The sequence below is a fragment of the Pseudoneobacillus rhizolycopersici genome (genome assembly GCF_054786815.1).
The window spans coordinates 1-20,326 of sequence record NZ_JBTOOE010000023.1; the positions used below are offsets into that span (position 1 = coordinate 1).

The following is a 20,326-nucleotide window of genomic DNA, read 5'->3' on the forward strand; positions in this document are numbered from 1 at the left end:
AAGACTCTCTCTTGGCGACCGATTCCTCTACTCAAACCCAATATCGGGCGACAAGACTCTCTCTTGGCGACCGATTCCTCTACTCAAACCCAATATCGGGCGACAAGACTCTCTCTTGGCGACCGATTCCTCGGCTCAAATCGATAATCAGACTCCAAGAATAGCCTTATTAGTTTTAACCACCAACGCGGCAGTCTCCCCTTTTTACATTCTGCGGTTTTTACCTAATATAAATATTGGCTCAAGTTCCCCGTTCTCGTATGCGAAGGATAATGCTGTAATTGGCACCTTACCGCTTGCAAAAAAGGACATGGCCATTTGAGCCATTACATCGTAACCGGTATTGTTTTGGATATCGGCTATAATTAAGACATCCTGATGGGGGACTGCTAACACCATATCACCTGTAATCTGACTCTGCATTTGTTTTAAGAACGAATCATTCAAAATTCGACTGGCATCATAACCATCATTTGTCGATAAAAAATAAAACGTATTACCCGCAACTACATCCTTTTTTACATTCGTAGACAAGGATCGCATATTAAACAAGGCCGCTTCTTTAATTTGTGTCGCCTGTAATCCATCGTCTGTTAACATTTTTTCATCGATTAATCGATACGACTGACCTAAATCTAATGCATAATAAATGCGGGTTTCTGCGGTATGATCTTCTGTTAAAAAACGGACACCTTCCCCCGTTTCTTTAGGGAATGAGGTTGAGCGAATCACCGGAAAAATTTTTCGATCATTGCCTGCCAAACTGTTTTCTGTACCCATTACTTTGAGACCTTCCTCAATGTAATAAACAACTTCATCAATGGCCTTTTCCTTTTGTTGATGCCACTTTGCGACGATACCTGCAACAGAAATCGTAATTCCTTTTCCAGTGCGAACATTAATAATTTTTAGCTCATCTTTTTTTCGATCATATGTGATAGACCGATTCGGTCCTTTTAAGCGGGCTTCTAACTCTCTTTTCATTTTTAGACTATCCATTTTCATTTCGAATTCCTCCTTACTAAGGATTTTACATGAAAAATCCCCCGTCTCAAAGAAAGACGAAGGGATGTTAGGCATTATGATTTTAATCCTGACATGAACTGCTCGATTTCCTCTTGTGTTTTACGATCTTTGCTGACAAAACGACCTAGTTCATTGCCGTTTTCATACGCAATAAAGCTTGGTATACCGAATACATCTAGCCCAATGCAAAGGTCAATAAATTGGTCGCGGTCTATGTAAACCCATGTATATTCAGAAAATTTCGCTTCGATTTCTGGTAAAACCGGCTCAATGACACGACAATCCGGACACCAGTTAGCGGAAAATAAAAACACATGACTCCCGTTGTTGCGTAATTCCTCAAATTGTTCAGTTGACTCTAACTTTTTCAATATAGACGCCTCCCATGCTACTTCTTAGATGATTTTACCTTAACAGAATGAACGATTTCCATCATTTGAGCTGCCTCTGTTGGAAGACTGCTTGATTTTACTTCTGAGGTTAGTTTGACTCCACCTATTCCAACGATTAACTCGTTTAAATCATCTTTTTCTAGACTATCGACTAATAGGTAGCCTAAATAATCATTGTTGTTGTACTTTTTATCTATTTCAAATTTTTCGTGTTGGTTTAATGTCGATTGATAAACGACATCACTTTTCGCATTTTCATGTTGATTATAGAATAAAATATATGTCTTTGTGCCATTTTTCAAAATGAGATTATTCGGTGATTTTTCGTTAATTTCAAAACCAAATGGCAAGTAAAAGGAAATGTCTTCTACATCCTGGTTTGACTTTTTTGGTTTTTCTTTTAATTTATCTTGAACGGTTTTGATTGTATCGTCTTTTTGATCTTCCAAAGATGCCTGGCAGCCCACTAATAAGCCGATTGATAATAGAAATAATATCGCAAGTCTCATTCGTTTTCCCACCTTAAAGGAAATTATTCACCATTTCTATCATACCGTGTATATCACTGGACAGGCAACTATTAAATAACGTTTATTTCACATAATGGTATTCGTACTGGCCAACCAACAGCTTTGTTACATGAGTAAACATTTCAACGCGGTTAATTTGGCCGTTGGTAAATACCCCAACTGCCCCTTCCTTTTTTCGGATGTTTTGTTTTTTCGTGTAGTCGTCCATGACAGGTCCTAACTCTTCACCATTACGAAGTCGGTCAGCTATTTCTCTTGGTAAAATTATTCTTGCCCCACCTGCAATGATTGGTGGATGATTATTAATGGCTAATGCCCCCCAATTGCTTAAAAATAGACCGTAGGAAGTCTCTTGTACGCCACCCTCTAGTCCAATTCCGATATCCCCTTCCGCCATTTTCAGAGCATTTTGAGCACGATTAATCGCTCCCTGAATCGTTTCTTCATCGGAAAATGGCATGCTGCTTACTCCAGATGGAGCATCAACGGGGAAAAATTCTTGGGTAGCTTCAAAGGCTGCTTTGACAGCCTTAATTTTTGCAGGATTATTGGAACCAATGATGATTTTCATCTGTGCAATTCACCTCGGGTCAAATTTCAAAAGGCATAGGTTTCCCTATGCCTATAGATATTAACTATTTTGTTTAATGGTTTCAACCGTTGTTTTGTCACATGATTTCACTAACTTAACAAGTAGTTCTTTTGCTGCAGCGTAGTCATCAACATGAATGATGGAAGCTGCTGTGTGAATGTAGCGTGAGCAAATACCGATGACCGCACTTGGTACCCCATTATTAGAAATATGAACACGACCTGCATCCGTACCACCTTGAGAAATGAAGTATTGATATGGAATATTATTAGATTCAGCTGTATCTAGAACAAATTCACGCATACCGCGATGTGTAACCATGGATCTGTCAAGAATGCGAAGTAACGTTCCTTTGCCCAATTGGCCAAATTCCTTTTTATCGCCTGACATGTCGTTTGCTGGACTTGCATCTAAAGCAAAGAAAAGATCAGGATTGATCATATTAGCAGCTGTTTGGGCACCACGCAAACCAACTTCTTCTTGAACTGTTGCTCCAGAATAAAGGATATTTGGCAGCTGCTCATCCTTCAACTCTTTTAGTAGTTCAATGGAAAGTCCACAACCATAACGATTGTCCCATGCTTTTGCTAAAATTTTCTTCGGATTCGCCATCGGAGTGAATGGACAAATTGGCACAATTTGTTGGCCTGGACGGATACCGATTTTTTGGGCATCTTCACGGTCATCTGCGCCAATATCAATTAACATGTTGGAAATTTCCATAGGCTTAGCGCGCTTTGCTTCATCTAGTAAGTGCGGTGGAATAGAACCAATAACCCCAACCACAGGTCCATTGTCAGTCATAATTTGCACGCGTTGTGCTAAAAGAACTTGATTCCACCATCCACCTAATGTTTGGAACCGAATCATTCCATTGTCGGTGATGCTTGTTACCATAAAGCCAACTTCATCCATATGACCAGCTACCATAATGGTTGGCCCGTTTGCATCGCCCTTTTTCAAACCGAAAATACTACCTAATTTGTCTTGAACGATTTCATCTGAATATAATGATAATTGTTCCTTCATAAATTTTCGGACAAGGTGCTCGTTCCCTGGTGCCCCTTGAAGTTCGGTTAGTGTTTTAAAAAGTTCTAATGTTTGCTCGTTCATTCCACTCGCTCCCTTTGGATTGTTTTGAAACTCGAAATATGTATAATCTGATTTTACAAAAAGTTTGAAGATTGTACCACTATTTTCTCTCTAATTTATTATTACCTTTGTATTGATTTCGCATCAAGCTTGTCTGTAGGTTATAATAGTAACATTAAATTCCTTTTAAGGAGGAGTGGTGTTATGCGCTGGAGTTCGTTTCTATTAGGTGTAGTGGTTGGAGCCGTTAGCGGTTATGCTGCCAATAAATATATTACAGAAGAAAAGTTTATGTCCGCCGAAAAGGTATTAGAAAATGCCAAGAAACGGTTTAAAGAACAAGGGCCCATAAGCGGTTCATGGATACAAATGAAGGTCGAATCGTATGATAAAAACACATTTGTTTATCAGGTGTATCGTGGTGGCATTTCTCGAGGACGGGAACAAATAGAATTTATTGCTGATGCGAAGACTGGGGCTTTGTTAGATGTATATTCTCTGTAGCGGAAATAGAAGGGCAACAATGCCCTTCACTTATTTTTCCCGATTGATAGCCTCGATGACTTTCCCCTTTTCATCGAACTTTACCGCCCGAAAAACGGAGTCGTGGTAAAAAGTGAACCATGCATTTTGATTAATACCGTACGGAATCCATTTTTGTTTAGCTTCGATCGACGTCATCGGATAATCATCGTAGGCCATCACCCAAAGTGGGTTAAAATGGGCATGGGTCGGCATGAGGTCAGCCATGTGAACGATTGTTTGGCCACCAACTTCAATGACTAAAATAGAATGACCATCGCTGTGCCCTCCAGTATGGAACATTTTAATCGGACCAAGTTCCCACTGTTGATCAAATGTTTCTACCTGAGCATGGATTGCTTGCCAATTTTCCTTCCAATAGGTATTGGCAGAACGAACATTTGGATTTTGCATTTCATCCCATTCGATAGACGAAGTCATTATTTTTGCATTAGGAAAAGTGGAAACGTATTCATCTCCTCTAAGCTTCGTTAAGCCACAGACATGATCGAAATGAAGATGCGTCATTAAGACATAGTCAATATCCTGAGGATGAAGTCCTAACGTAAGTAAATTTTCTTCTAGCTGCGATTCCTCGGTTACCCCATAATTCCGTTTTTGCTTGTCGGTAAGTTTGCCTTTTCCTATTCCTGATTCAACGAGTAAATTCTTACCTTCCCATTGTATGAGAATCGGGTCAGTCCGCAATTCAATTTGATTTCTTTCATTCGGCGTATAGCGTTTTTCCCAAAGTGGCTTCGGCACAACCCCAAACATGGCCCCACCATCTAAATTTGTTACTCCCCCAGATAACCAGGTGAGTGTTAATTGACCTAATTGAAGTGTCTCCACAGATATTCCCCTCCCTTTTTGTTCATTCTAGCATAAAATAAAAAGCCAACCCTAAGGAGTTGGCATTATTTTTTCCGATATTGAACCTCACAGCGGTAGATGCGATTGCCAATGCTAGCGAATTTCTCTTCGTATTCAGTCATGATGTTTCCTTCAAAGTCGCTACGATGCAAGTCTAAGCTTACATAGTTTAACAACATCCCGTACTTAGAAAAGCTCGTTAATGAATATTCAAACAACCCTTGGTTATCCGTTTTAAAATGGATTTCGCCCTCGTCTACGAGAATATTTTCGTAAATGCGAAGGAAACTATCAAAGGTTAGTCTGCGTTTTTCGTGGCGTTTTTTCGGCCATGGATCCGAGAAATTTAAATAAACACGGTTGACTTCACCTTTATTAAAATATTTTTCTAAGTCTTCTGCATTCACGTTCATAAGCTTTAAGTTCGGTAACTCTGCTTCAATAAGCTTGTCCAAGGCGGTTACAAGCACGTTGTTCTGAAGCTCAATGCCGATATAATTGATATCCGGATTCGCTTTTGCCATTCCTGTAATAAAGCGACCCTTCCCGGTCCCGACTTCAATGTGAAGCGGTTGTTTATTAGAAAAGATCCCGTCCCAATTGCCTTTATTTTGCTCAGGATCTGCGATTACGTATTCCGGGTATTGATTCATTTTATCTTTAGCCCAAGGCTTATTTCTTTGTCTCATTTTGACACTCCTAAATAATTCTTTTCGTTCAAACGATATCAAACATGAAAATGACTTGCAAGTGTAAATTCACTACTTTTACCGTATAAACAAGAAAAGAACTCACAACCTAAGTGTGAATTCTTATTTACCCGAGAGGTGGTAGCAAACAATGCCTTTAAATCATCAAGATCAAGTAAACCTGTTAAAAGACATCCTTAATAACCATCAAACCGATTGCTGCGGATCCGTTGCTGAATGTGAACAGCTTGAACGGCTAGTAAAATCATTAATGGTGAATCAGAACATTCATGATAATGTTAAGAACGTACTGCAAGAGGTCTATACCTACAGTCAAGCTGGAGTTTATACCAGTGACCTTGATAGTCATATCACGAATAATCAAGATCAACTAGCCCAGTGGGTTAACGATATTGACCAATTTTCCTAAAAAATAACGTCTAAGTAATTAATCCACTTATTCATTTCATCAAAACGGTCTTTACTTTTGTACCACTGAATCGAGTTTAAGGTTTGTGCGTAAAGATACCAGCGCATTCTCAGCTTTAGTTGATCGGTCAGTTTGATCCCATATAAATCAAGCCAATTAGTCCATTCTTCCTTTGGAATATACCAATATAGAAGTTGGCCTAAGTCAATGGCTGGGTCGGCAATCATTGCTTCGTCCCAATCAATTAGGTAAAGTTGGTTTTGTTCCGTCAATAACCAATTATTATGGTTTACGTCGCTATGACAAACCACGGCTTCCTCATAGTGAACTTGTTCAACATGTTTATTTAAAAATTCCAATGCCCGTATGACGGCTGGAATCGTTAATAAATCAATATCGAGCCCTTCTTCAATGTTGTGAAGGAGGGTTTCCGGTTGTAAAGGTGATTTTCCCAGGCGCTTCAGCATCCCAAGGAGCGGCTTGGACCGATGAATTTTTCGTAAAAGCTTCGCCACTTGCACACCGTTCATATCTGACGGCTTTAATTCCCTTCCGTCCATCCATTGTTGGGCGGTAATGACGTCGCCATTTTCTAATCTTTTTGTCCAAACGAGCTTCGGAACAATGCCTTCTGCTGATAATACGGCTAAGAATGGCGATGAATTTCTTTTTAAAAATAGCTTTTGCTCTTCAAATTGAGCAAAAAAAGCTTCACCCGTTGCGCCGCCGGCAGGAACAATTGCCCACTCAGTCCCCAGTAAATAATCCAAGATGGTTCACCTTCAATTTAAGCTTTTTCCTAATAATAAGGTCAAAAAAGAAAAAAAGACAGCTACCAAAAGACAATTACACCAATAGCCATCTTATAAATTTTATCTTGAACTGACAAAATTCGTCAAGACCCAAATGAGGACATTATTTCCCAAATACTAAAATACTAACTGGTTCAACATGGATTTCATTCAATTGAAGTCGGGATATTGGTCTACTACCTGCCTGTTGATGATTGGCCAACACGAACCAGTCCCCCTTTATGTCTAAGTTTATTGTTTGCCTTATTTCCAATGGATTAAACACAACAATGAGCTCTGACCATTCGCCGTAACCCTTTACGTTTTTTAAGCGGTAGCCTAACAGTGGCTCCTGAATGGGGAGCCATTCAAAATGGGTTTGAATTTGGCGGTTTGTACGTAGACGAAATGCTTGATGTGACTTGCGTAATTCGATGATTCCTTTAATATAAGAGACATCCGTGTCGTAGGCTTGTTTTCGATTCCAATCTAACCAATTGATGGAGTCGGGGGCATTATAGCTATTGCCGTTTCCTTGTTTAGTTCGAAAAAATTCTTGACCACTATGCAAAAACGGAATTCCTTGAGAGAGTAACAGAATTGACGTCGCTAATCGATGGTAACGGCGAATGAGTTCCTCTTGATCAGTACCGAAGATTTTAACAAATTTATCCCACATTGTATGATTATCATGAGATTCCAAATAGTTTACTGTTTGACTTGGCTCTAAAAATAATCCATCAGAAACGCTTCCTGAAATCACTTGTTTCGCTTGAACGAGCTTCCCCTGATTCCCCAAAACGTATCCCTTATCGTAGAGGTTAAAGGTACTTCCTTTAATGACATCCCGGAATAAATCGTTAAATTGAGCAATTCTAGGTAACTTGGCTTGATTTCTTAAATTCGCTTTTTGGTTTTGTGGAAGAGGTGTATTTAGATCCCAGCCTTCTCCGATAATGAGTAAGCTTGGATCTAGTCTGTCGGCCAGCTCTCTTACAGCATTCATTGTATGAATATCCAAAATCCCCATTAAATCAAATCTCAAGCCATCGATATCATATTCCTCCAGCCAAAATTGGACGGAATCATGAATAAACTTCCGGACCATTTTCCGCTCCGAGGCAATATCATTTCCAACCCCCGTTCCATTTGACGCCATTCCATATTCATCATGGCGAAAATAGTAGCCTGGGACAATTTTTTCAAACGAGGAGGTTTCACGATCGTAGACATGATTATAGACGACATCTAAGATGACGCGAATCCCTTGTTTTTGAATGGTATGGATTAACTGCTTCAACTCGATAATCCTTTTATATGGGTCCGAAGGGTCGGTCGAATAACTTCCATCGGGGGCATTGAAATGAAGTGGGTTATAGCCCCAGTTATAGTCCTTGTTTGGTTTGGATTCATTTACACCGGCAAAATCATTTACTGGCATTAATTCTAAATGAGTAATCCCTAATTCCTTTAAATAGGCTAATCCCGTTGCGCCGAGACACGATGAATTTATTTCTGCCGCTCCAAGATAGGTTCCTTTTTGTTTGGTACCGCTTTCAGGGTGAATGGTGAAATCTCTTATATGTGTTTCATATATGATTGCATCTACTGGATGTTCAAATGGTGGAAGTGGCGGCTTTTGTGTTCGAGTTTTTTCCAGATTAATAATAACGCCCTTTTCACCGTTAGCCGTTAGAGCTTTGGCATAAGGGTCTACCGCTTCCCGCCATCTTAAATTAACACAGATTAAATAAGTATAGTGATAGCCATCGAGGTCTGCTTCTTTTGTCACCGCCCAGACTCCGTTTGACTCACGGACCATTTCGATCATGTCTCGAGTTCCATCTGGTGAACTAATTTTCAGACGGACATCAGTGGCTGTAGGTGCCCAAATTTTAAATATAGTATGGTTTGTTTCGTATGTTACCCCTAAATCATGACCTTCGTAATAGAAAATCTGATCAAATTGTGGTGTTCGAATCACTGCCCCGATTTGTAAATCGGTTCTTCCATTATGTTCATCGTTAATCCAATATGTCTGTCCGAAAACCAACGACTCATTCAACGTACAAACATATTTTATTGAATCTTTCAGTTCAACCATATCCTTTATAAAAAGCGGCTTTTGCTGATTACCATCGATAAGGTAAAAGGAATTGGACCGCCCCTTATGATACGAAAAAGGTAGCAAAATGGTAACAAGGCTTAGTTCATCTAGGTAAGCAAAAAAATCCCGCTTAATCGAAATCACTTCGGTTCATCTCCTTTATTAGCCTTTTTGCGTTAAGATTGAAATCGGCTTAGATTTGACTGTGATTTGAAGCGGTGTCGTACCGATGTGTTCACCATCTGAATGCACAAAAATCGGATGGTTTGACTGGATCGACACCGATTTGGCTAAAAATGTTTGTACCTCTTTAAACCTTATATGCGCTCCCCAAAAAACGCTTATAAAAACAAATAATAGCTTTATTTTCGATAATTGATGCACTACCGTGATATCTAATAATTGGTCATTTGGTTGTGCACTTGGAGCAATTTTCATGCCTCCTCCGTAAAATGGCTGATTGGAAACGGTAACAAACCAGGTATCAATAAAGGTATGTTTCTTCCCATCGATGGTTAATTCAATGGTCGTACATCTATAAGTAAACAAATGTTTAAGTAATATAATCACATAAACGAGATGTCCCAACTTAATGCGATTTAATAGCGCTTTCCATTTTGATTTATTGGCATCAAAGGAGATTAAAGCATCAAACCCCGCTCCGGTACTATTGATAAAAAAATGCTCTCGATCAACTAGATTAATTTGCCCAAAATCAAATTGCGGTATCGGTCCATCTTGAAGTATTAGGATAGACTGCAGTGCCTGTGCGGGATCAAGGGGCGTTCCAAACCCTCGGGAAAAATCATTGCCAGATCCACATGGGATTAAACCAAGTCTAATTCTCTCGGAGTGATGGCTAATGCCATTGACAACTTCGTTCATTGTCCCGTCTCCCCCTACGACGATGACAGTAATTGGTCCTACGGTAGCAGAATCAAGCAGTTGTTTGGCTAATTCCTTAGCATGCCCACGTTTTTTTGTAAACGAAGCTTCATAAGATTGCTTGCGTATTGAAAGTTTTTCCTCAATCATTCTCCAAGTTGTCTTGGCTTTTCCATTCCCTGCTTTTGGGTTCACAATAAAGTGTAGTTTTGTCATCTCTTTGTTCCCATTCTCCTCTTATTTAAAGCTGTCTATGTGTATGTATCATTAATTTATTACAAATGAAGTGAAAAGGTAATCAAATTTTCATATTTTGGTGTTTGTAAAAGATTGGTTTTATATAAAACGACTTCTTTAACTTGAAAGTTTATCGGCGATTCGATAAAAATATTGTTTTGTTCTAGTGCCTTTTGATGGAACGGTCGCTCATTAGACCATTTTCTTGCAAGGGTAATATGGGGATGGAAAGGTCGCTTTTCTAATTGAAAGCCTGCTCTTTCACAAGCTAAATATACCTGATTTCGAAGGCTTTGTAGCTCCCCACTTTCATTTAATCCTGCCCAAAATATCCGTGGTTCCTCCTTTCTCCCAAAGGTTCCTAGATGGGAAATGGTTAAAGAAAATGACCTTTCATTTTCAATGAATTTTGGGACGGAATTTTGGACGGCTACAAGGTCGCTTTCATTGGCAAAACCTAAAAAAGCAAGTGTAATGTGAAGATCTTCTGGATGAACCCAACGACCAAAGGAAAGTGTTTTTTGGAAGCTTTCACTTGCCTTTTTTAATAAAACTTTTGTAGCATCTGGCAACCGAACTGCTAGAAAATAATGTGTTTTATCAGTCATACAAATCACCTCTCTTGATGATAAAAGGCTCTATAAAAAAAGTAGTGCATATAAACTTGCACTACTTTTATTGATAAAATGGACTCGGTATTTTGCCAAATTTTCGTTTATGATAAAGAAGTGGCTCTTTGTTAACATTTTGAATTTCGATGACTTCCCCTATTAAGATGGTATGGTCTCCAGCATCTATTGCTTGATAGGTTTTGCATTGAAGGACACCAATAGTTCCAGAGAGAATAGGAAGTTTGTGTGGAGATAACTCCCATTCACAGTTATTAAACCGGTCTGTCCCTTTTGTAGCAAACAGGATGCAAATGTCTCCTTGATCCGCGGCAAGTATGTTTACTGCGAATTTCCCACTATTTACAAATGGTTCATATGATGAGACATTTTTATCAATCGACCAAAGAATTAATAATGGATTAATCGAAACAGAAGCAAAGGAGTTAACCGTTAATCCAAGCGGCGTGCCTTTTTCGTCTGTCGTTGTAACAACGGTTACCCCAGTTGGATAATTCCCCAACAATTCTTTATACTTCGATACATTATCCATTCTATTACACACCTTTCACAGTAAAATGCCCACCTAATATATCTTACTTTGGCGAATCCATTTTGTTGCTACCCATTTCTCCCCTTGTCTAACTGGTACACTACTATGCATTGACAATCGATCTAATTGGCCGTTTTCATTACCATAATGAAAGTAAACTGCAGAACCTTTTTTGGGAACCACCGAAAGTCCAATTTTCGGAAAAACAGTTTCACCACCATCAACCACCTCGTTTAAATAGATTAAAAAGGTGGCAATTCGTTGCCCACCATGACTGGGGTTGACCATGTTGTTTGAAAAAAAATCAAAATGTAATTTATACTCTTCCCCGTTTCCATAATTTAAAACCTGTAAACCCTCACCATTTTCAATTGGAAAGCTTGTTAATTCTACAATTCTATTTTCTATTTTTTCAACAAGTTGATTTTCTCTAATTCTATAGTACATCCCTTTACTAGTTCTTCCTCGTGCCTGCCGTTTCTCCCCTGTGACAGGGTCAATTATTCGTGAAGGCTCCAAACGGTTTCTAGATAACTCAATAAGTTCGTCACATTCTTCATGACTAAGCACATTATCTAAATGGATGACAAATGGTCTTTCCATTCGGGATAGCACTTTGATTTCGCGGTCATTGGTATAAAGAATATTTCCCTTGTGCCCGATAGCTGGAATGTAGGTATCGTAGGTGTCTTGTTCAAACTCCGTAGTTTTAATCGATTCATTGCCCACAATTTTAAAAAGAGTTTCATAGGCATATCGAGCTTCAAACCCCTTATTCACCAATGAATTAGCAAGTACAACCGGGCTAACCCCACTTTTTAAAGTCGCTAATAGCCAATCCTGCAGTTCCTTCGATATTTGCTGAGTCATCATTAGGTAACCTCCAAAAATAGCTTACTCCTTCATTATAGTAAAATTATTTAAAAATTTCACACAAACTGGCTGAGGTACCTTACTATTTGATTGTAAAAGAGTTAGCCTGCCAGTCTCCCCATCTCTAGAGAAGAGCACAAGATTCCCAGACTCTTGATTGGCAACAATAAGAAATTTTTCAGTTGGATCTAAACTAAAATCCCTTGGCCAATCACCTTCAGATGAAGTAAATTCGATGAATGTCAATTCTCCGGATACCTCGTTAACACGGAAGGATGCAATGCTATTGTGACCTCGGTTCGATACATAAACAAAACGGCCATCAGAAGTAATATGAATCGCACTCCCCTGGTTGTTTCCGTTATATTCGGTTGGGATAGTTGTTATGTATTGAATCTCAGAGAAATGACCATTTTCTTTGTTATAGGCTAGCGTAACGACTTCAGAACTCAGCTCGGTCATTACATAAGCGAATTTTCCATTTGGGTGGAATACTAGATGCCTTGGGCCACTCCCCGGTTTGAATGTCAAACTAGTTATCTTCTTTAATTCTCGGTTGTTTATTACATAGGTAATCAGTTGATCAGTACCGAGGTCGATTGCCACTACATACTTTTCATCTGGAGTAAATCCGGCATAATGGGCATGTGGCTTTTCTTGTCTATCTTTATTTGGACCTGAACCATGGTGTACGGCAGATGATAATTTTTCAAGAATGGCACCATTTTTTAATTCGAATAATTCAATCATGCCTTTATGATAATTGGCAGAGACAATGTATTGATTATCTTGGTTAACAGTGACATGACATGGGGGAGCCCCTTCAGTTACTTGGCTATTAAGAAGAAACAATTCGTTCGTCTGATTATGGATGGAATATGCCGCTACACCACCTGATTCCCCCTCTTTAATGACTGAGTATAAGATTTGATTTTTCTGATCGATGGATACGTATGTCGGATTTCCTAATTCCGCGGCAACATTTATATCAATGATTTTTTGGGTTTCTATATCAAGGATAAAGGTATAGATCCCCTGGCTGCCTTCCTTTGTATAGGTTCCGATATAGCCTGTATAATGACTCATTTCATAACTCCTTTCAACAAAATGAGGGATGACCTCTGCCACCCCCATTATCTTCTATTTTAATGTAATAAAATTAAAAAGAATACCCTTATTTACTGGTGAAAGCCTTTACCGCTTCAAGCACCTCATTCGTTGTTCTCATTTGCATAGACCGCTTTGCCAAAGATTGCATTTCTGATTGGGAAAGTCGCAGGATTTGGGAGCGCGCTTTCAAAATAGAAGTCGCACTCATTGAAAACTCATCGAGACCGAGCCCTAATAAAAGTGGAATTGCCGTTTCGTCCCCAGCCATCTCTCCGCACATACCGGCCCATTTTCCTTCTTTATGGGCGGCATCGATGACCATTTTTACCAATCGTAAAATGGCTGGAGAATACGGTTGATATAAATAGGAAACTCTTTCATTCATTCGGTCTGCTGCCATCGTATACTGGATCAAATCATTTGTCCCGATACTAAAGAAATCCACTTCTTTCGCAAAAAGATCAGCCATAATGGCGGTTGATGGAATCTCTACCATAATTCCAAGTTCAATGTTTTCTGCTACAACCAAACCTTCAGCTATAAGTTTCGATTTTTCTTCTTCTAAAATGGCCTTCGCCTCTCGGAATTCATCTAAGGTCGCTATCATAGGGAACATGATTTTTAAATTTCCATAGGTACTTGCTCGTAACAATGCACGCAGTTGAGTGCGGAATATCCCTTGTTCCTCTAGACAGAGGCGTATAGCCCGGAATCCTAGAAACGGATTCATTTCTTTTGGAAGGTCTAGATACGGTAACTCTTTGTCTCCACCTATATCAAGTGTTCGTACCACTACGGGTCTTCCCTTCATTCCTTCTAAGACGGCTTTATATGATTCGAATTGCTCCTGTTCAGATGGAAGCTCATTTCGCCCCATGTATAGAAACTCCGTTCGGTATAGGCCAATACCTTCACCACCGTTAGTAATAACACCTTCTAAATCATTGGGAGTTCCTATATTAGCAGCTAATTCAACATGATGACCATCGGCCGAAACCGTTTTTTCATGGATTAATTTTGCCCACTCAGCTTTTTGCTCCTCATACCGAAGTTGTTCTTGCTTATAATGATTGAGAATAGCATCAGTCGGATTCACATGGACTTCACCATTCAAACCATCAATGATAATATAATCGCCATTTTTTATTTCTAGAGTTGCTTTTTTTGTGCCAACAACTGCTGGAATTTCCAAAGAGCGTGCCATAATCGCCGAATGAGAAGTGCGCCCACCGATATTTGTCGTGAACCCTTTCACATATTGACGGTTTAATTGGGCGGTATCGGAAGGAGTTAAATCTTCCGCCACAATGATGACTTCTTCTGAGATCATGCTTGGAGAAACCAATTGAACACCGAGAAGATGGGAAAGGATACGTTTTGCTACATCACGAATGTCTGCTGCACGCTCCTTCATATACTCATTATCCATTTGTTCGAACATGTTAATAAACATATCAGCAACTTCTTTTAAGGCTAACTCTGCATTCACTTTTTCTGTGTTAATTTTGTCTTCAATTGGTGAGAGAAGTTCTGGATCACTTAAAACCAAGAGATGGGCTTCGAATATTGCCGCTTTATCTCCACCAAGGTCAAGTCTTGCTTGATCTCGAATAGACTCAAGTTCCTTTTTGGAGGTTTCAAGAGCTAACTTAAAACGCTCTACTTCTTGCTTAGGACTACCTATCGTCTTCCTTTCAAAAGACAAATTTGGTTCGGTTAGATGAAAGGCTTTAGCAATTGCAATGCCACTAGATGCAGCTATTCCTTTTAGTAACGTCATTATTGCGCCAGCCCTTCCTTCGTGAAAGTATCCTGTAAAGCATGAATGGCCTCCTGTTCATCAGAACCTTCGGCAATAATTTTTATTTCTGCTCCTTTACCGATCCCTAACGACATAACTCCCATGATGGATTTTAAGTTAACGGTTTTCCCATTATAGATTAATTGGATTTCCGCATTAAATTTGCTGGCTGTTTGTACTAAAATGGTTGCTGGTCTGGCATGAATTCCTGTTGAGTCAATGACCGTAAACGTTTTTTCTACCATTTTTTATCAAACTCCTTTTTCACTTTTATTCTCCATTGTATTATTTGATTTTGCTAGTAAAAGTATCCTTATCATAAATAACCCCTCAACAAGAATGATTCTTGTTAGGGGTTTAGTTTCTTAGCCTTTTGTCAGTTCATAAATGGCTTGGGCATAAATTGCCGTTGCCTTCAGTAAATCCTCAATGTACATATACTCATCCTTTTGATGGGCGATGTCCTCACGTCCCGGAAAAAGTGGTCCGAATGCCACACCAGATTTAAGGGAACGTGCATAAGTTCCACCACCGATTGAAAGTAGTTCAGCCTTTTCACCTGTTTGTTCCTCATATACCTTCTTAAGCGTTTGAATCAGTACATCATTTTCATCGACATGATGCGGTTTTAAGTCTGAGAAGTTTTCAAGTGTAAAGCCTTTTTCCTGCAGGACTTTTTCAAGCTTTCCTTTGGTTTGGTCCATATCATTTGTTACTGGGTAACGAAGGTTGATTCCTAATCGACCACCCTCATGAATTTTGTAACCGAGCTTCCCGACATTAATCGTTAATTCGCCGGTAATATCGTCGCAGTAGTTAATCCCCAGACTTTGGCCTCTAGAATCTTCAAATAAATATTCTGATATAAATTCGAAAAATGGCTTTGCCGCAACATCAACCTCCTGATTTGCTAAGAACCTAGCTAGATAGAGCCCAGCATTTTTGCCGCTTTTTGGTTCCATTCCATGCGCCGATATTCCTTCTACTTCTATAACAAAAATGCCATTTTCAACGTATGATTGGCCTTTTAATCTGTGCTCCTGTAAAAAGCTATTAAAATCTTGAACTATTTTTGTCTGTTCTTCGTCGATGTGTAATTCTGCTTGGGCAAAATCTGGTACCATATTATACCTTCTGCCCGATTGGAACCTTATGACTCTAATGACAGCATCTGATGAGGACGTTTGAGATTCATTTTTTTGTACAATGTCAAAACCAGAAATTCCCTTTTCAGCAAAAATAATCGGAAAATCTGCATCTGGCGCAAAGCCTAATGTCGGCATTTCTTCATGCTTAAAATAGTGGTCCACGCAGCGCCAATTACTTTCCTCATCCGTTCCAATAATCATTCGGATACGCTTGGTAACCGGTAAATTTAACTCCTTCACAATCTTCATGGCATAGTAGGCAGCCATCGTTGGCCCCTTATCGTCTAGAGCCCCTCGCGCATAAATTTTACCATCGCGGATTTCAGCAGCAAACGGGTCGCTTGACCAGCCATCTCCTTCCGGAACAACGTCGACATGGCAAAGGATACCGAGAAGTTCATCCCCTTGACCAAATTCTAGATGCCCTGCTAAATTGCCAACGTTTTTACTTACGAAACCGTCCTTATCTCCTAATTGTAGCATGAATTCCAGAGCATCCTTTACCCCCTGGCCAAGCGGAGCATCAACGGTCGCATTCTCATCGTCTAAAATACTTTTTATATGTAATAGCTCCTGGGTGTCTTTGATTAGCTCATCTTTTCGTTTTTCCACTTCATTCATCCAATTAATCATTTTGCTACCTCCTTCATCTCTTAAAAGTTATTTTCACATTAATGGATTCCTTCGTGCAAGTTTATAGGTACAAGGTTTTATTTTTTTAAAATTCAAACAAATCGGCATATCGGTATTGTCCACTGCCATATGTATAGGTAACAAGGGTACCGAAGGGAGGTTTACATATTTTTTACAAAGTTTAGTGGAAATGTTCTGATAATATGGTTACAATAGTAATAAAGGTATAACTTCCTTGAATGTAAATTTAGTAAAGGGGTTGTCTGGAAAAAAGAAAACTACATATTGTTGAATATCCGGTCGCAGGAATTTGCCTATGGTTTGAATAAAGGATAGGGAGTGGTTTTTTGAAGCCTTCAACTAACCGAATGTTAAACCGCATCAAATCCATCTACATGTTTATTCATCAAAGGGGACAAGTGTCAACACAGGAGCTTGTAGAGGAATTTGCGATTACTCCTCGCACCATTCAACGTGATCTCAATGTCTTGGCTTATAATGATCTAGTCGAAAGCCCAAGTCGAGGAATGTGGACAACAACAGAGAAAAAAGTGAAGATTTCGTCTTAAAATAGAAGAAATCGCCTTGGAGGCGATTTCTTTTTTTGATTTATACTTGATATTCTAACAATTGCTCGATTTCCTCGTCTGTTAGTTCGCGGTATTCCCCGAGTTCGAGGGTTTCGTCTAATTTTAATGGGCCCATCGATAGTCTTTTTAAATAGACGACTCTCTTTCCTACCGCCTGGAACATTCTTTTTACTTGATGAAATTTTCCTTCAGTAATTGTTAGTTCAATATCGGACATTAAACCAGCTTTTAAAATGACCAGCTCCCCTGGTTTGGTGAAATAACCATCATCCAACGTAACCCCTTTTCGGAAGGCTTCAATATCCGTTTCCGTTACTTCCCCTTCAATAACAGCAAAATAGGTTTTAGGAACATGCTTTTTTGGCGAGAGCAGACGATGCGACAGCTGACCGTCATTGGTGATTAAAAGCAAACCCTCTGTATCCTTGTCGAGTCGACCAACCGGAAAGGGTTCGTAAATCTGATCTTCCATTTCTAATAAGTCTACAACCGTTTTATCACGGGTGTCTTCGGTTGCTGAGATGACCCCTTGAGGCTTGTTCATCATTAGGTAAATGAATTCTTTATAAATGATTTCTTCCCCATTAATCGTTACGATGTCCATATTTGGGTCAAGATGTTCCTTGGCATCCTTAACAACCGTCCCATTAATGCGAACAGATCCGTCCTTTAAAAGTTTCTTCACTTCTTTTCGGCTTCCAAAGCCAAGATTGGCCAGCATTTTATCAATTCTCATGATCTTCCTCCATTAGTAATTGGTATTTATAGGCAAATGTCTAGGCATTATTTTAACAGGAACATAGACTGATATCGTTAGCCTGAAATATATAAAGAGGAGCGAATGCTATGTATTATCATTCTAATCATCAAGGTTACTATCCAAATCAACAAGGTTACTATTTTAATCAAGAATTGCCAATGAGCGAAATTCAAGACTACAGACAATTTCCTGGTGGTGGCCACCAGGGCGGATTTCCAGGGGGTGGAGTACCCGGAGGCGGAGTACCTGGCAGCGGTTTCCCTGGGGGTGGCGGTCAAACTGAGCGACGTTTAGAGCGTCTCGAAAGAGAAGTTAACCGCCTTGACCGCCGACTTGATCGGATTGAAAGACGACTAGGAATTAGAGACGACTATTAACAAAGAAGGGTGGCTCACATTTACTGAGTCACCCTTTTAATCTAAGTTTTCCCATTAGGCGATCGACCTTTTCCCCAAATAAGAAATGCACGAGCCTAGAACGGAACCCTAGGTAAAAATAAACCGCGGCTCCTACTAGAGCACATATAGTAATGATTACTAGTGATTGAAACTTCGATTCAGGAGATAAAAATAATGTTAGCAACCAATAAGTCCCACCCGCTGCCAGTAACATTAAGCATGAAAAAATGACAATTAACAGGCTTCTTCTCCAGACAAGTCGAAGGGGATAACGGGCATACTTCCGAATCACAAAAAGATTAATGCAAATGGCGGCAAAGTAGCCAAGGGCAGTTGACAGAACGGCACCTTGTGTTTCCATTAGTTTTATCAAAGGAATGTTTAAGCTCAATTTAATTAGCAAACCGACCAATAAACTTAGAATCGTAAACCTTTGTTCATTAATACCTTGTAAAATGGCAGCCGTCACAGAAAATAAGGCAAACAGAATCGCCACAGGTGCATAAGTCCGCAAAACCTCTGTTCCAAGTGGTACATGCTCATAAAAAACGGTATAAAACGGCTCCGCTAAGAGCGACAAGCCCATGACCGCTGGTAATGTTAAAAATAACATTACCTGAAACGTTTGGTTAAGTTGGCGATTTAAAATTTTCCGATTGTTCTCCGTAAATGCAGCCGTTACGCTAGGTACAAGCGTTAGCGAAAAAGCCGTTGCAAGTGAGACAGGGATAATAACGAGCTTGTGCGATTGGAAATTAAGGATTGAAAAAGCATTATCTGCATTCTCCCCCAGGCCAATTGCATCCATTGCCCGCTCAAAGGTAAATTGATCAATAAACTGAAACAACGGGTTGGCAATCCCAACAAAAACAAACGGGGCTGCATAAAGGACGATTTCCTTATACATTTCTTTTATCGAGATATCGACCGTGCCTTTGTCTTGAAGCAATAGATCATCTAGATACGGCTTTCTTTTCATCCAGTACCAGAAAAGAACAATCAGTCCACCAATAGCACCGACAAAAGCAGCGAAAGTAGCGACACTGACCGCTTTCACAAGGCTACCATTCATGACATTTAAAACAACATACGCACCAATTAGTAAAAATAAAATCCGGACAATTTGCTCAACAACTTGAGAAACGGCGGACGGTCCCATTGATTGATGTCCTTGGAAAAAGCCACGAATTAAGCTCATAAAGGGAACAATTATGAGAGCAAAGCTAACCGCACGAATAACGGTTGTAATATTATCCACATTGCCGCTGTGACTCATTTTTGCAATAACAGGGGCAAAGCTATACATGATAAGAAATGCGGCAATCCCGCTGAGTAGCATGATAACTAATCCTGATTTAAACAACCTTCGCCCAACCGCATATTCTTCTAGAGCGTTATATTTTGAAATAAACTTAGAGACAGCAAGAGGGATTCCCGCTGTGGCAATACTGATAAAAATCGTATAGGGGATATAGCTAAAATTATAAAGAGCAGTCCCTTCCTCTCCGACAATATGATAAAACGGAATGACATAAAATAAACCTAACACCTTTGAGATCAGGGTTCCTAAAGATAAGATAAACGTTCCGCGTAAAAGCTTAGATGACATATAATCCCTTCCTATTTAAGGCCTTCATAAACACTATTAGTAGTGTACAACTTCTTTTCGTCTTGTGCTACTTTTTT

Annotated in this window: 23 protein-coding genes; 4 read left to right on the forward strand and 19 right to left on the reverse strand. The window is 39.5% G+C overall.

Features of this window, described 5'->3' with window-relative positions:
- Nucleotides 1–204: 204 nt before the first annotated feature.
- From ACX9YW_RS18470 to ACX9YW_RS18490, 5 genes are all read right to left on the reverse strand, one after another.
- Nucleotides 205–1,005 carry a DUF1444 domain-containing protein gene (locus tag ACX9YW_RS18470; RefSeq protein WP_460349218.1) on the reverse strand — a complete coding sequence of 267 codons (801 nt, stop codon included), beginning with the start codon at nt 1,003–1,005 and terminating at the stop codon, nt 205–207.
- A 74-nt stretch (nt 1,006–1,079) separates the two neighbouring features.
- Complete coding sequence (locus ACX9YW_RS18475; RefSeq protein ID WP_460349220.1) at nt 1,080–1,397, reverse strand: thioredoxin family protein; 318 nt, start codon at nt 1,395–1,397, stop codon at nt 1,080–1,082.
- A gap of 17 nt (nt 1,398–1,414) precedes the next feature.
- Entirely contained in the window at nt 1,415–1,927 is a 513-nt protein-coding gene (locus ACX9YW_RS18480) for a hypothetical protein (protein WP_460349222.1), read from the reverse strand.
- Between the two features lie 82 nt (nt 1,928–2,009).
- On the reverse strand, nt 2,010–2,519 hold the full coding sequence (locus tag ACX9YW_RS18485) for a DUF84 family protein (RefSeq protein WP_460349224.1): 510 nt from the start codon (nt 2,517–2,519) through the stop codon (nt 2,010–2,012).
- A gap of 60 nt (nt 2,520–2,579) precedes the next feature.
- Nucleotides 2,580–3,653: a M42 family metallopeptidase gene (locus ACX9YW_RS18490; RefSeq protein WP_460349226.1), complete on the reverse strand. Its 1,074-nt coding sequence runs from the start codon at nt 3,651–3,653 to the stop codon at nt 2,580–2,582.
- 183 nt (nt 3,654–3,836) lie between these two features.
- Here ACX9YW_RS18490 and ACX9YW_RS18495 point away from each other — a divergent pair, with 183 nt between their 5' ends.
- Complete coding sequence (locus tag ACX9YW_RS18495; RefSeq protein ID WP_460349228.1) at nt 3,837–4,136, forward strand: PepSY domain-containing protein; 300 nt, start codon at nt 3,837–3,839, stop codon at nt 4,134–4,136.
- Between the two features lie 30 nt (nt 4,137–4,166).
- Here the strand turns inward: ACX9YW_RS18495 and ACX9YW_RS18500 are convergent, their stop codons facing one another.
- Together ACX9YW_RS18500 and trmB are read right to left on the reverse strand one after the other, a co-directional pair.
- Nucleotides 4,167–5,006, reverse strand: a complete 840-nt coding sequence (locus tag ACX9YW_RS18500; RefSeq protein WP_460349230.1) for a YtnP family quorum-quenching lactonase — start codon at nt 5,004–5,006, stop codon at nt 4,167–4,169.
- A 65-nt stretch (nt 5,007–5,071) separates the two neighbouring features.
- Nucleotides 5,072–5,716, reverse strand: coding sequence for a tRNA (guanosine(46)-N7)-methyltransferase TrmB (trmB, locus tag ACX9YW_RS18505; protein WP_460349232.1), 645 nt, complete (start codon nt 5,714–5,716; stop codon nt 5,072–5,074).
- A gap of 151 nt (nt 5,717–5,867) precedes the next feature.
- Here trmB and ACX9YW_RS18510 point away from each other — a divergent pair, with 151 nt between their 5' ends.
- Nucleotides 5,868–6,146, forward strand: coding sequence for a YtzH-like family protein (locus ACX9YW_RS18510; protein ID WP_460349234.1), 279 nt, complete (start codon nt 5,868–5,870; stop codon nt 6,144–6,146).
- Here the strand turns inward: ACX9YW_RS18510 and ACX9YW_RS18515 are convergent.
- From ACX9YW_RS18515 to pepV, 10 genes are all read right to left on the reverse strand, one after another.
- Nucleotides 6,143–6,916 (reverse strand): phosphotransferase, encoded by a 774-nt coding sequence (locus tag ACX9YW_RS18515; RefSeq protein ID WP_460349236.1) that lies wholly within the window; start codon nt 6,914–6,916, stop codon nt 6,143–6,145. The two genes, ACX9YW_RS18510 and ACX9YW_RS18515, sit on opposite strands and share 4 nt — an antisense overlap.
- Before the next feature lie 145 nt (nt 6,917–7,061).
- Nucleotides 7,062–9,188 carry a type I pullulanase gene (gene pulA / locus ACX9YW_RS18520; RefSeq protein WP_460349238.1) on the reverse strand — a complete coding sequence of 709 codons (2,127 nt, stop codon included), beginning with the start codon at nt 9,186–9,188 and terminating at the stop codon, nt 7,062–7,064.
- An 18-nt stretch (nt 9,189–9,206) separates the two neighbouring features.
- Complete coding sequence (locus ACX9YW_RS18525; protein ID WP_460349241.1) at nt 9,207–10,145, reverse strand: diacylglycerol/lipid kinase family protein; 939 nt, start codon at nt 10,143–10,145, stop codon at nt 9,207–9,209.
- 59 nt (nt 10,146–10,204) lie between these two features.
- Nucleotides 10,205–10,774: an RNA 2',3'-cyclic phosphodiesterase gene (thpR, locus tag ACX9YW_RS18530; RefSeq protein ID WP_460349243.1), complete on the reverse strand. Its 570-nt coding sequence runs from the start codon at nt 10,772–10,774 to the stop codon at nt 10,205–10,207.
- Between the two features lie 67 nt (nt 10,775–10,841).
- Nucleotides 10,842–11,327: a flavin reductase family protein gene (locus ACX9YW_RS18535; protein ID WP_460349245.1), complete on the reverse strand. Its 486-nt coding sequence runs from the start codon at nt 11,325–11,327 to the stop codon at nt 10,842–10,844.
- Nucleotides 11,328–11,360: 33 nt separating this feature from the next.
- Nucleotides 11,361–12,200 carry a 2OG-Fe(II) oxygenase gene (locus ACX9YW_RS18540; RefSeq protein WP_460349247.1) on the reverse strand — a complete coding sequence of 280 codons (840 nt, stop codon included), beginning with the start codon at nt 12,198–12,200 and terminating at the stop codon, nt 11,361–11,363.
- A 21-nt stretch (nt 12,201–12,221) separates the two neighbouring features.
- On the reverse strand, nt 12,222–13,286 hold the full coding sequence (locus ACX9YW_RS18545; protein WP_460349249.1) for a lactonase family protein: 1,065 nt from the start codon (nt 13,284–13,286) through the stop codon (nt 12,222–12,224).
- 88 nt (nt 13,287–13,374) lie between these two features.
- Nucleotides 13,375–15,090: a phosphoenolpyruvate--protein phosphotransferase gene (ptsP, locus tag ACX9YW_RS18550; RefSeq protein ID WP_460349251.1), complete on the reverse strand. Its 1,716-nt coding sequence runs from the start codon at nt 15,088–15,090 to the stop codon at nt 13,375–13,377.
- Nucleotides 15,090–15,356 carry a phosphocarrier protein HPr gene (locus ACX9YW_RS18555; protein WP_460349253.1) on the reverse strand — a complete coding sequence of 89 codons (267 nt, stop codon included), beginning with the start codon at nt 15,354–15,356 and terminating at the stop codon, nt 15,090–15,092. Before ACX9YW_RS18555 ends, ptsP begins: the two co-directional genes overlap by 1 nt.
- Before the next feature lie 120 nt (nt 15,357–15,476).
- The gene (pepV, locus tag ACX9YW_RS18560; protein ID WP_460349255.1) at nt 15,477–16,892 is read right to left on the reverse strand and encodes a dipeptidase PepV; all 1,416 of its coding nucleotides are present in this window, start codon (nt 16,890–16,892) and stop codon (nt 15,477–15,479) included.
- Nucleotides 16,893–17,239: 347 nt separating this feature from the next.
- Here pepV and ACX9YW_RS18565 point away from each other — a divergent pair, with 347 nt between their 5' ends.
- A complete protein-coding gene (locus tag ACX9YW_RS18565) occupies nt 17,240–17,461 on the forward strand; it encodes a DeoR family transcriptional regulator (protein WP_460349257.1) in 222 nt (73 codons plus the stop codon).
- Nucleotides 17,462–17,501: 40 nt separating this feature from the next.
- On the opposite strand, the gene ACX9YW_RS18570 is transcribed toward ACX9YW_RS18565, so the two are convergent.
- A complete protein-coding gene (locus ACX9YW_RS18570; protein ID WP_460349260.1) occupies nt 17,502–18,218 on the reverse strand; it encodes a pseudouridine synthase in 717 nt (238 codons plus the stop codon).
- Between the two features lie 182 nt (nt 18,219–18,400).
- Between ACX9YW_RS18570 and ACX9YW_RS18575 the strand changes: the two genes are divergently transcribed.
- Entirely contained in the window at nt 18,401–18,619 is a 219-nt protein-coding gene (locus ACX9YW_RS18575) for a hypothetical protein (protein WP_460349351.1), read from the forward strand.
- Between the two features lie 28 nt (nt 18,620–18,647).
- Here ACX9YW_RS18575 and ACX9YW_RS18580 read toward each other — a convergent pair whose 3' ends face one another.
- Complete coding sequence (locus tag ACX9YW_RS18580; protein WP_460349262.1) at nt 18,648–20,249, reverse strand: putative polysaccharide biosynthesis protein; 1,602 nt, start codon at nt 20,247–20,249, stop codon at nt 18,648–18,650.
- Between the last annotated feature and the right edge of the window lie 77 nt (nt 20,250–20,326).

Bases quoted from the DNA above. Each gene is read 5' to 3' on its own strand.
- ACX9YW_RS18470 (WP_460349218.1), bottom strand. From the start codon at position 1,005: ATGAAAATGGATAGTCTAAAAATGAAAAGAGAGTTAGAAGCCCGCTTA.
- ACX9YW_RS18480 (WP_460349222.1), bottom strand. From the start codon at position 1,927: ATGAGACTTGCGATATTATTTCTATTATCAATCGGCTTATTAGTGGGC.
- ACX9YW_RS18485 (WP_460349224.1), bottom strand. From the start codon at position 2,519: ATGAAAATCATCATTGGTTCCAATAATCCTGCAAAAATTAAGGCTGTC.
- ACX9YW_RS18490 (WP_460349226.1), bottom strand. From the start codon at position 3,653: ATGAACGAGCAAACATTAGAACTTTTTAAAACACTAACCGAACTTCAA.
- ACX9YW_RS18495 (WP_460349228.1), top strand. From the start codon at position 3,837: ATGCGCTGGAGTTCGTTTCTATTAGGTGTAGTGGTTGGAGCCGTTAGC.
- trmB (WP_460349232.1), bottom strand. From the start codon at position 5,716: ATGAGACAAAGAAATAAGCCTTGGGCTAAAGATAAAATGAATCAATAC.
- ACX9YW_RS18510 (WP_460349234.1), top strand. From the start codon at position 5,868: ATGCCTTTAAATCATCAAGATCAAGTAAACCTGTTAAAAGACATCCTT.
- ACX9YW_RS18525 (WP_460349241.1), bottom strand. From the start codon at position 10,145: ATGACAAAACTACACTTTATTGTGAACCCAAAAGCAGGGAATGGAAAA.
- thpR (WP_460349243.1), bottom strand. From the start codon at position 10,774: ATGACTGATAAAACACATTATTTTCTAGCAGTTCGGTTGCCAGATGCT.
- ACX9YW_RS18535 (WP_460349245.1), bottom strand. From the start codon at position 11,327: ATGGATAATGTATCGAAGTATAAAGAATTGTTGGGGAATTATCCAACT.
- ACX9YW_RS18540 (WP_460349247.1), bottom strand. From the start codon at position 12,200: ATGATGACTCAGCAAATATCGAAGGAACTGCAGGATTGGCTATTAGCG.
- ACX9YW_RS18545 (WP_460349249.1), bottom strand. From the start codon at position 13,286: ATGAGTCATTATACAGGCTATATCGGAACCTATACAAAGGAAGGCAGC.
- ptsP (WP_460349251.1), bottom strand. From the start codon at position 15,090: ATGACGTTACTAAAAGGAATAGCTGCATCTAGTGGCATTGCAATTGCT.
- ACX9YW_RS18555 (WP_460349253.1), bottom strand. From the start codon at position 15,356: ATGGTAGAAAAAACGTTTACGGTCATTGACTCAACAGGAATTCATGCC.
- pepV (WP_460349255.1), bottom strand. From the start codon at position 16,892: ATGATTAATTGGATGAATGAAGTGGAAAAACGAAAAGATGAGCTAATC.
- ACX9YW_RS18570 (WP_460349260.1), bottom strand. From the start codon at position 18,218: ATGAGAATTGATAAAATGCTGGCCAATCTTGGCTTTGGAAGCCGAAAA.
- ACX9YW_RS18575 (WP_460349351.1), top strand. From the start codon at position 18,401: ATGAGCGAAATTCAAGACTACAGACAATTTCCTGGTGGTGGCCACCAG.
- ACX9YW_RS18580 (WP_460349262.1), bottom strand. From the start codon at position 20,249: ATGTCATCTAAGCTTTTACGCGGAACGTTTATCTTATCTTTAGGAACC.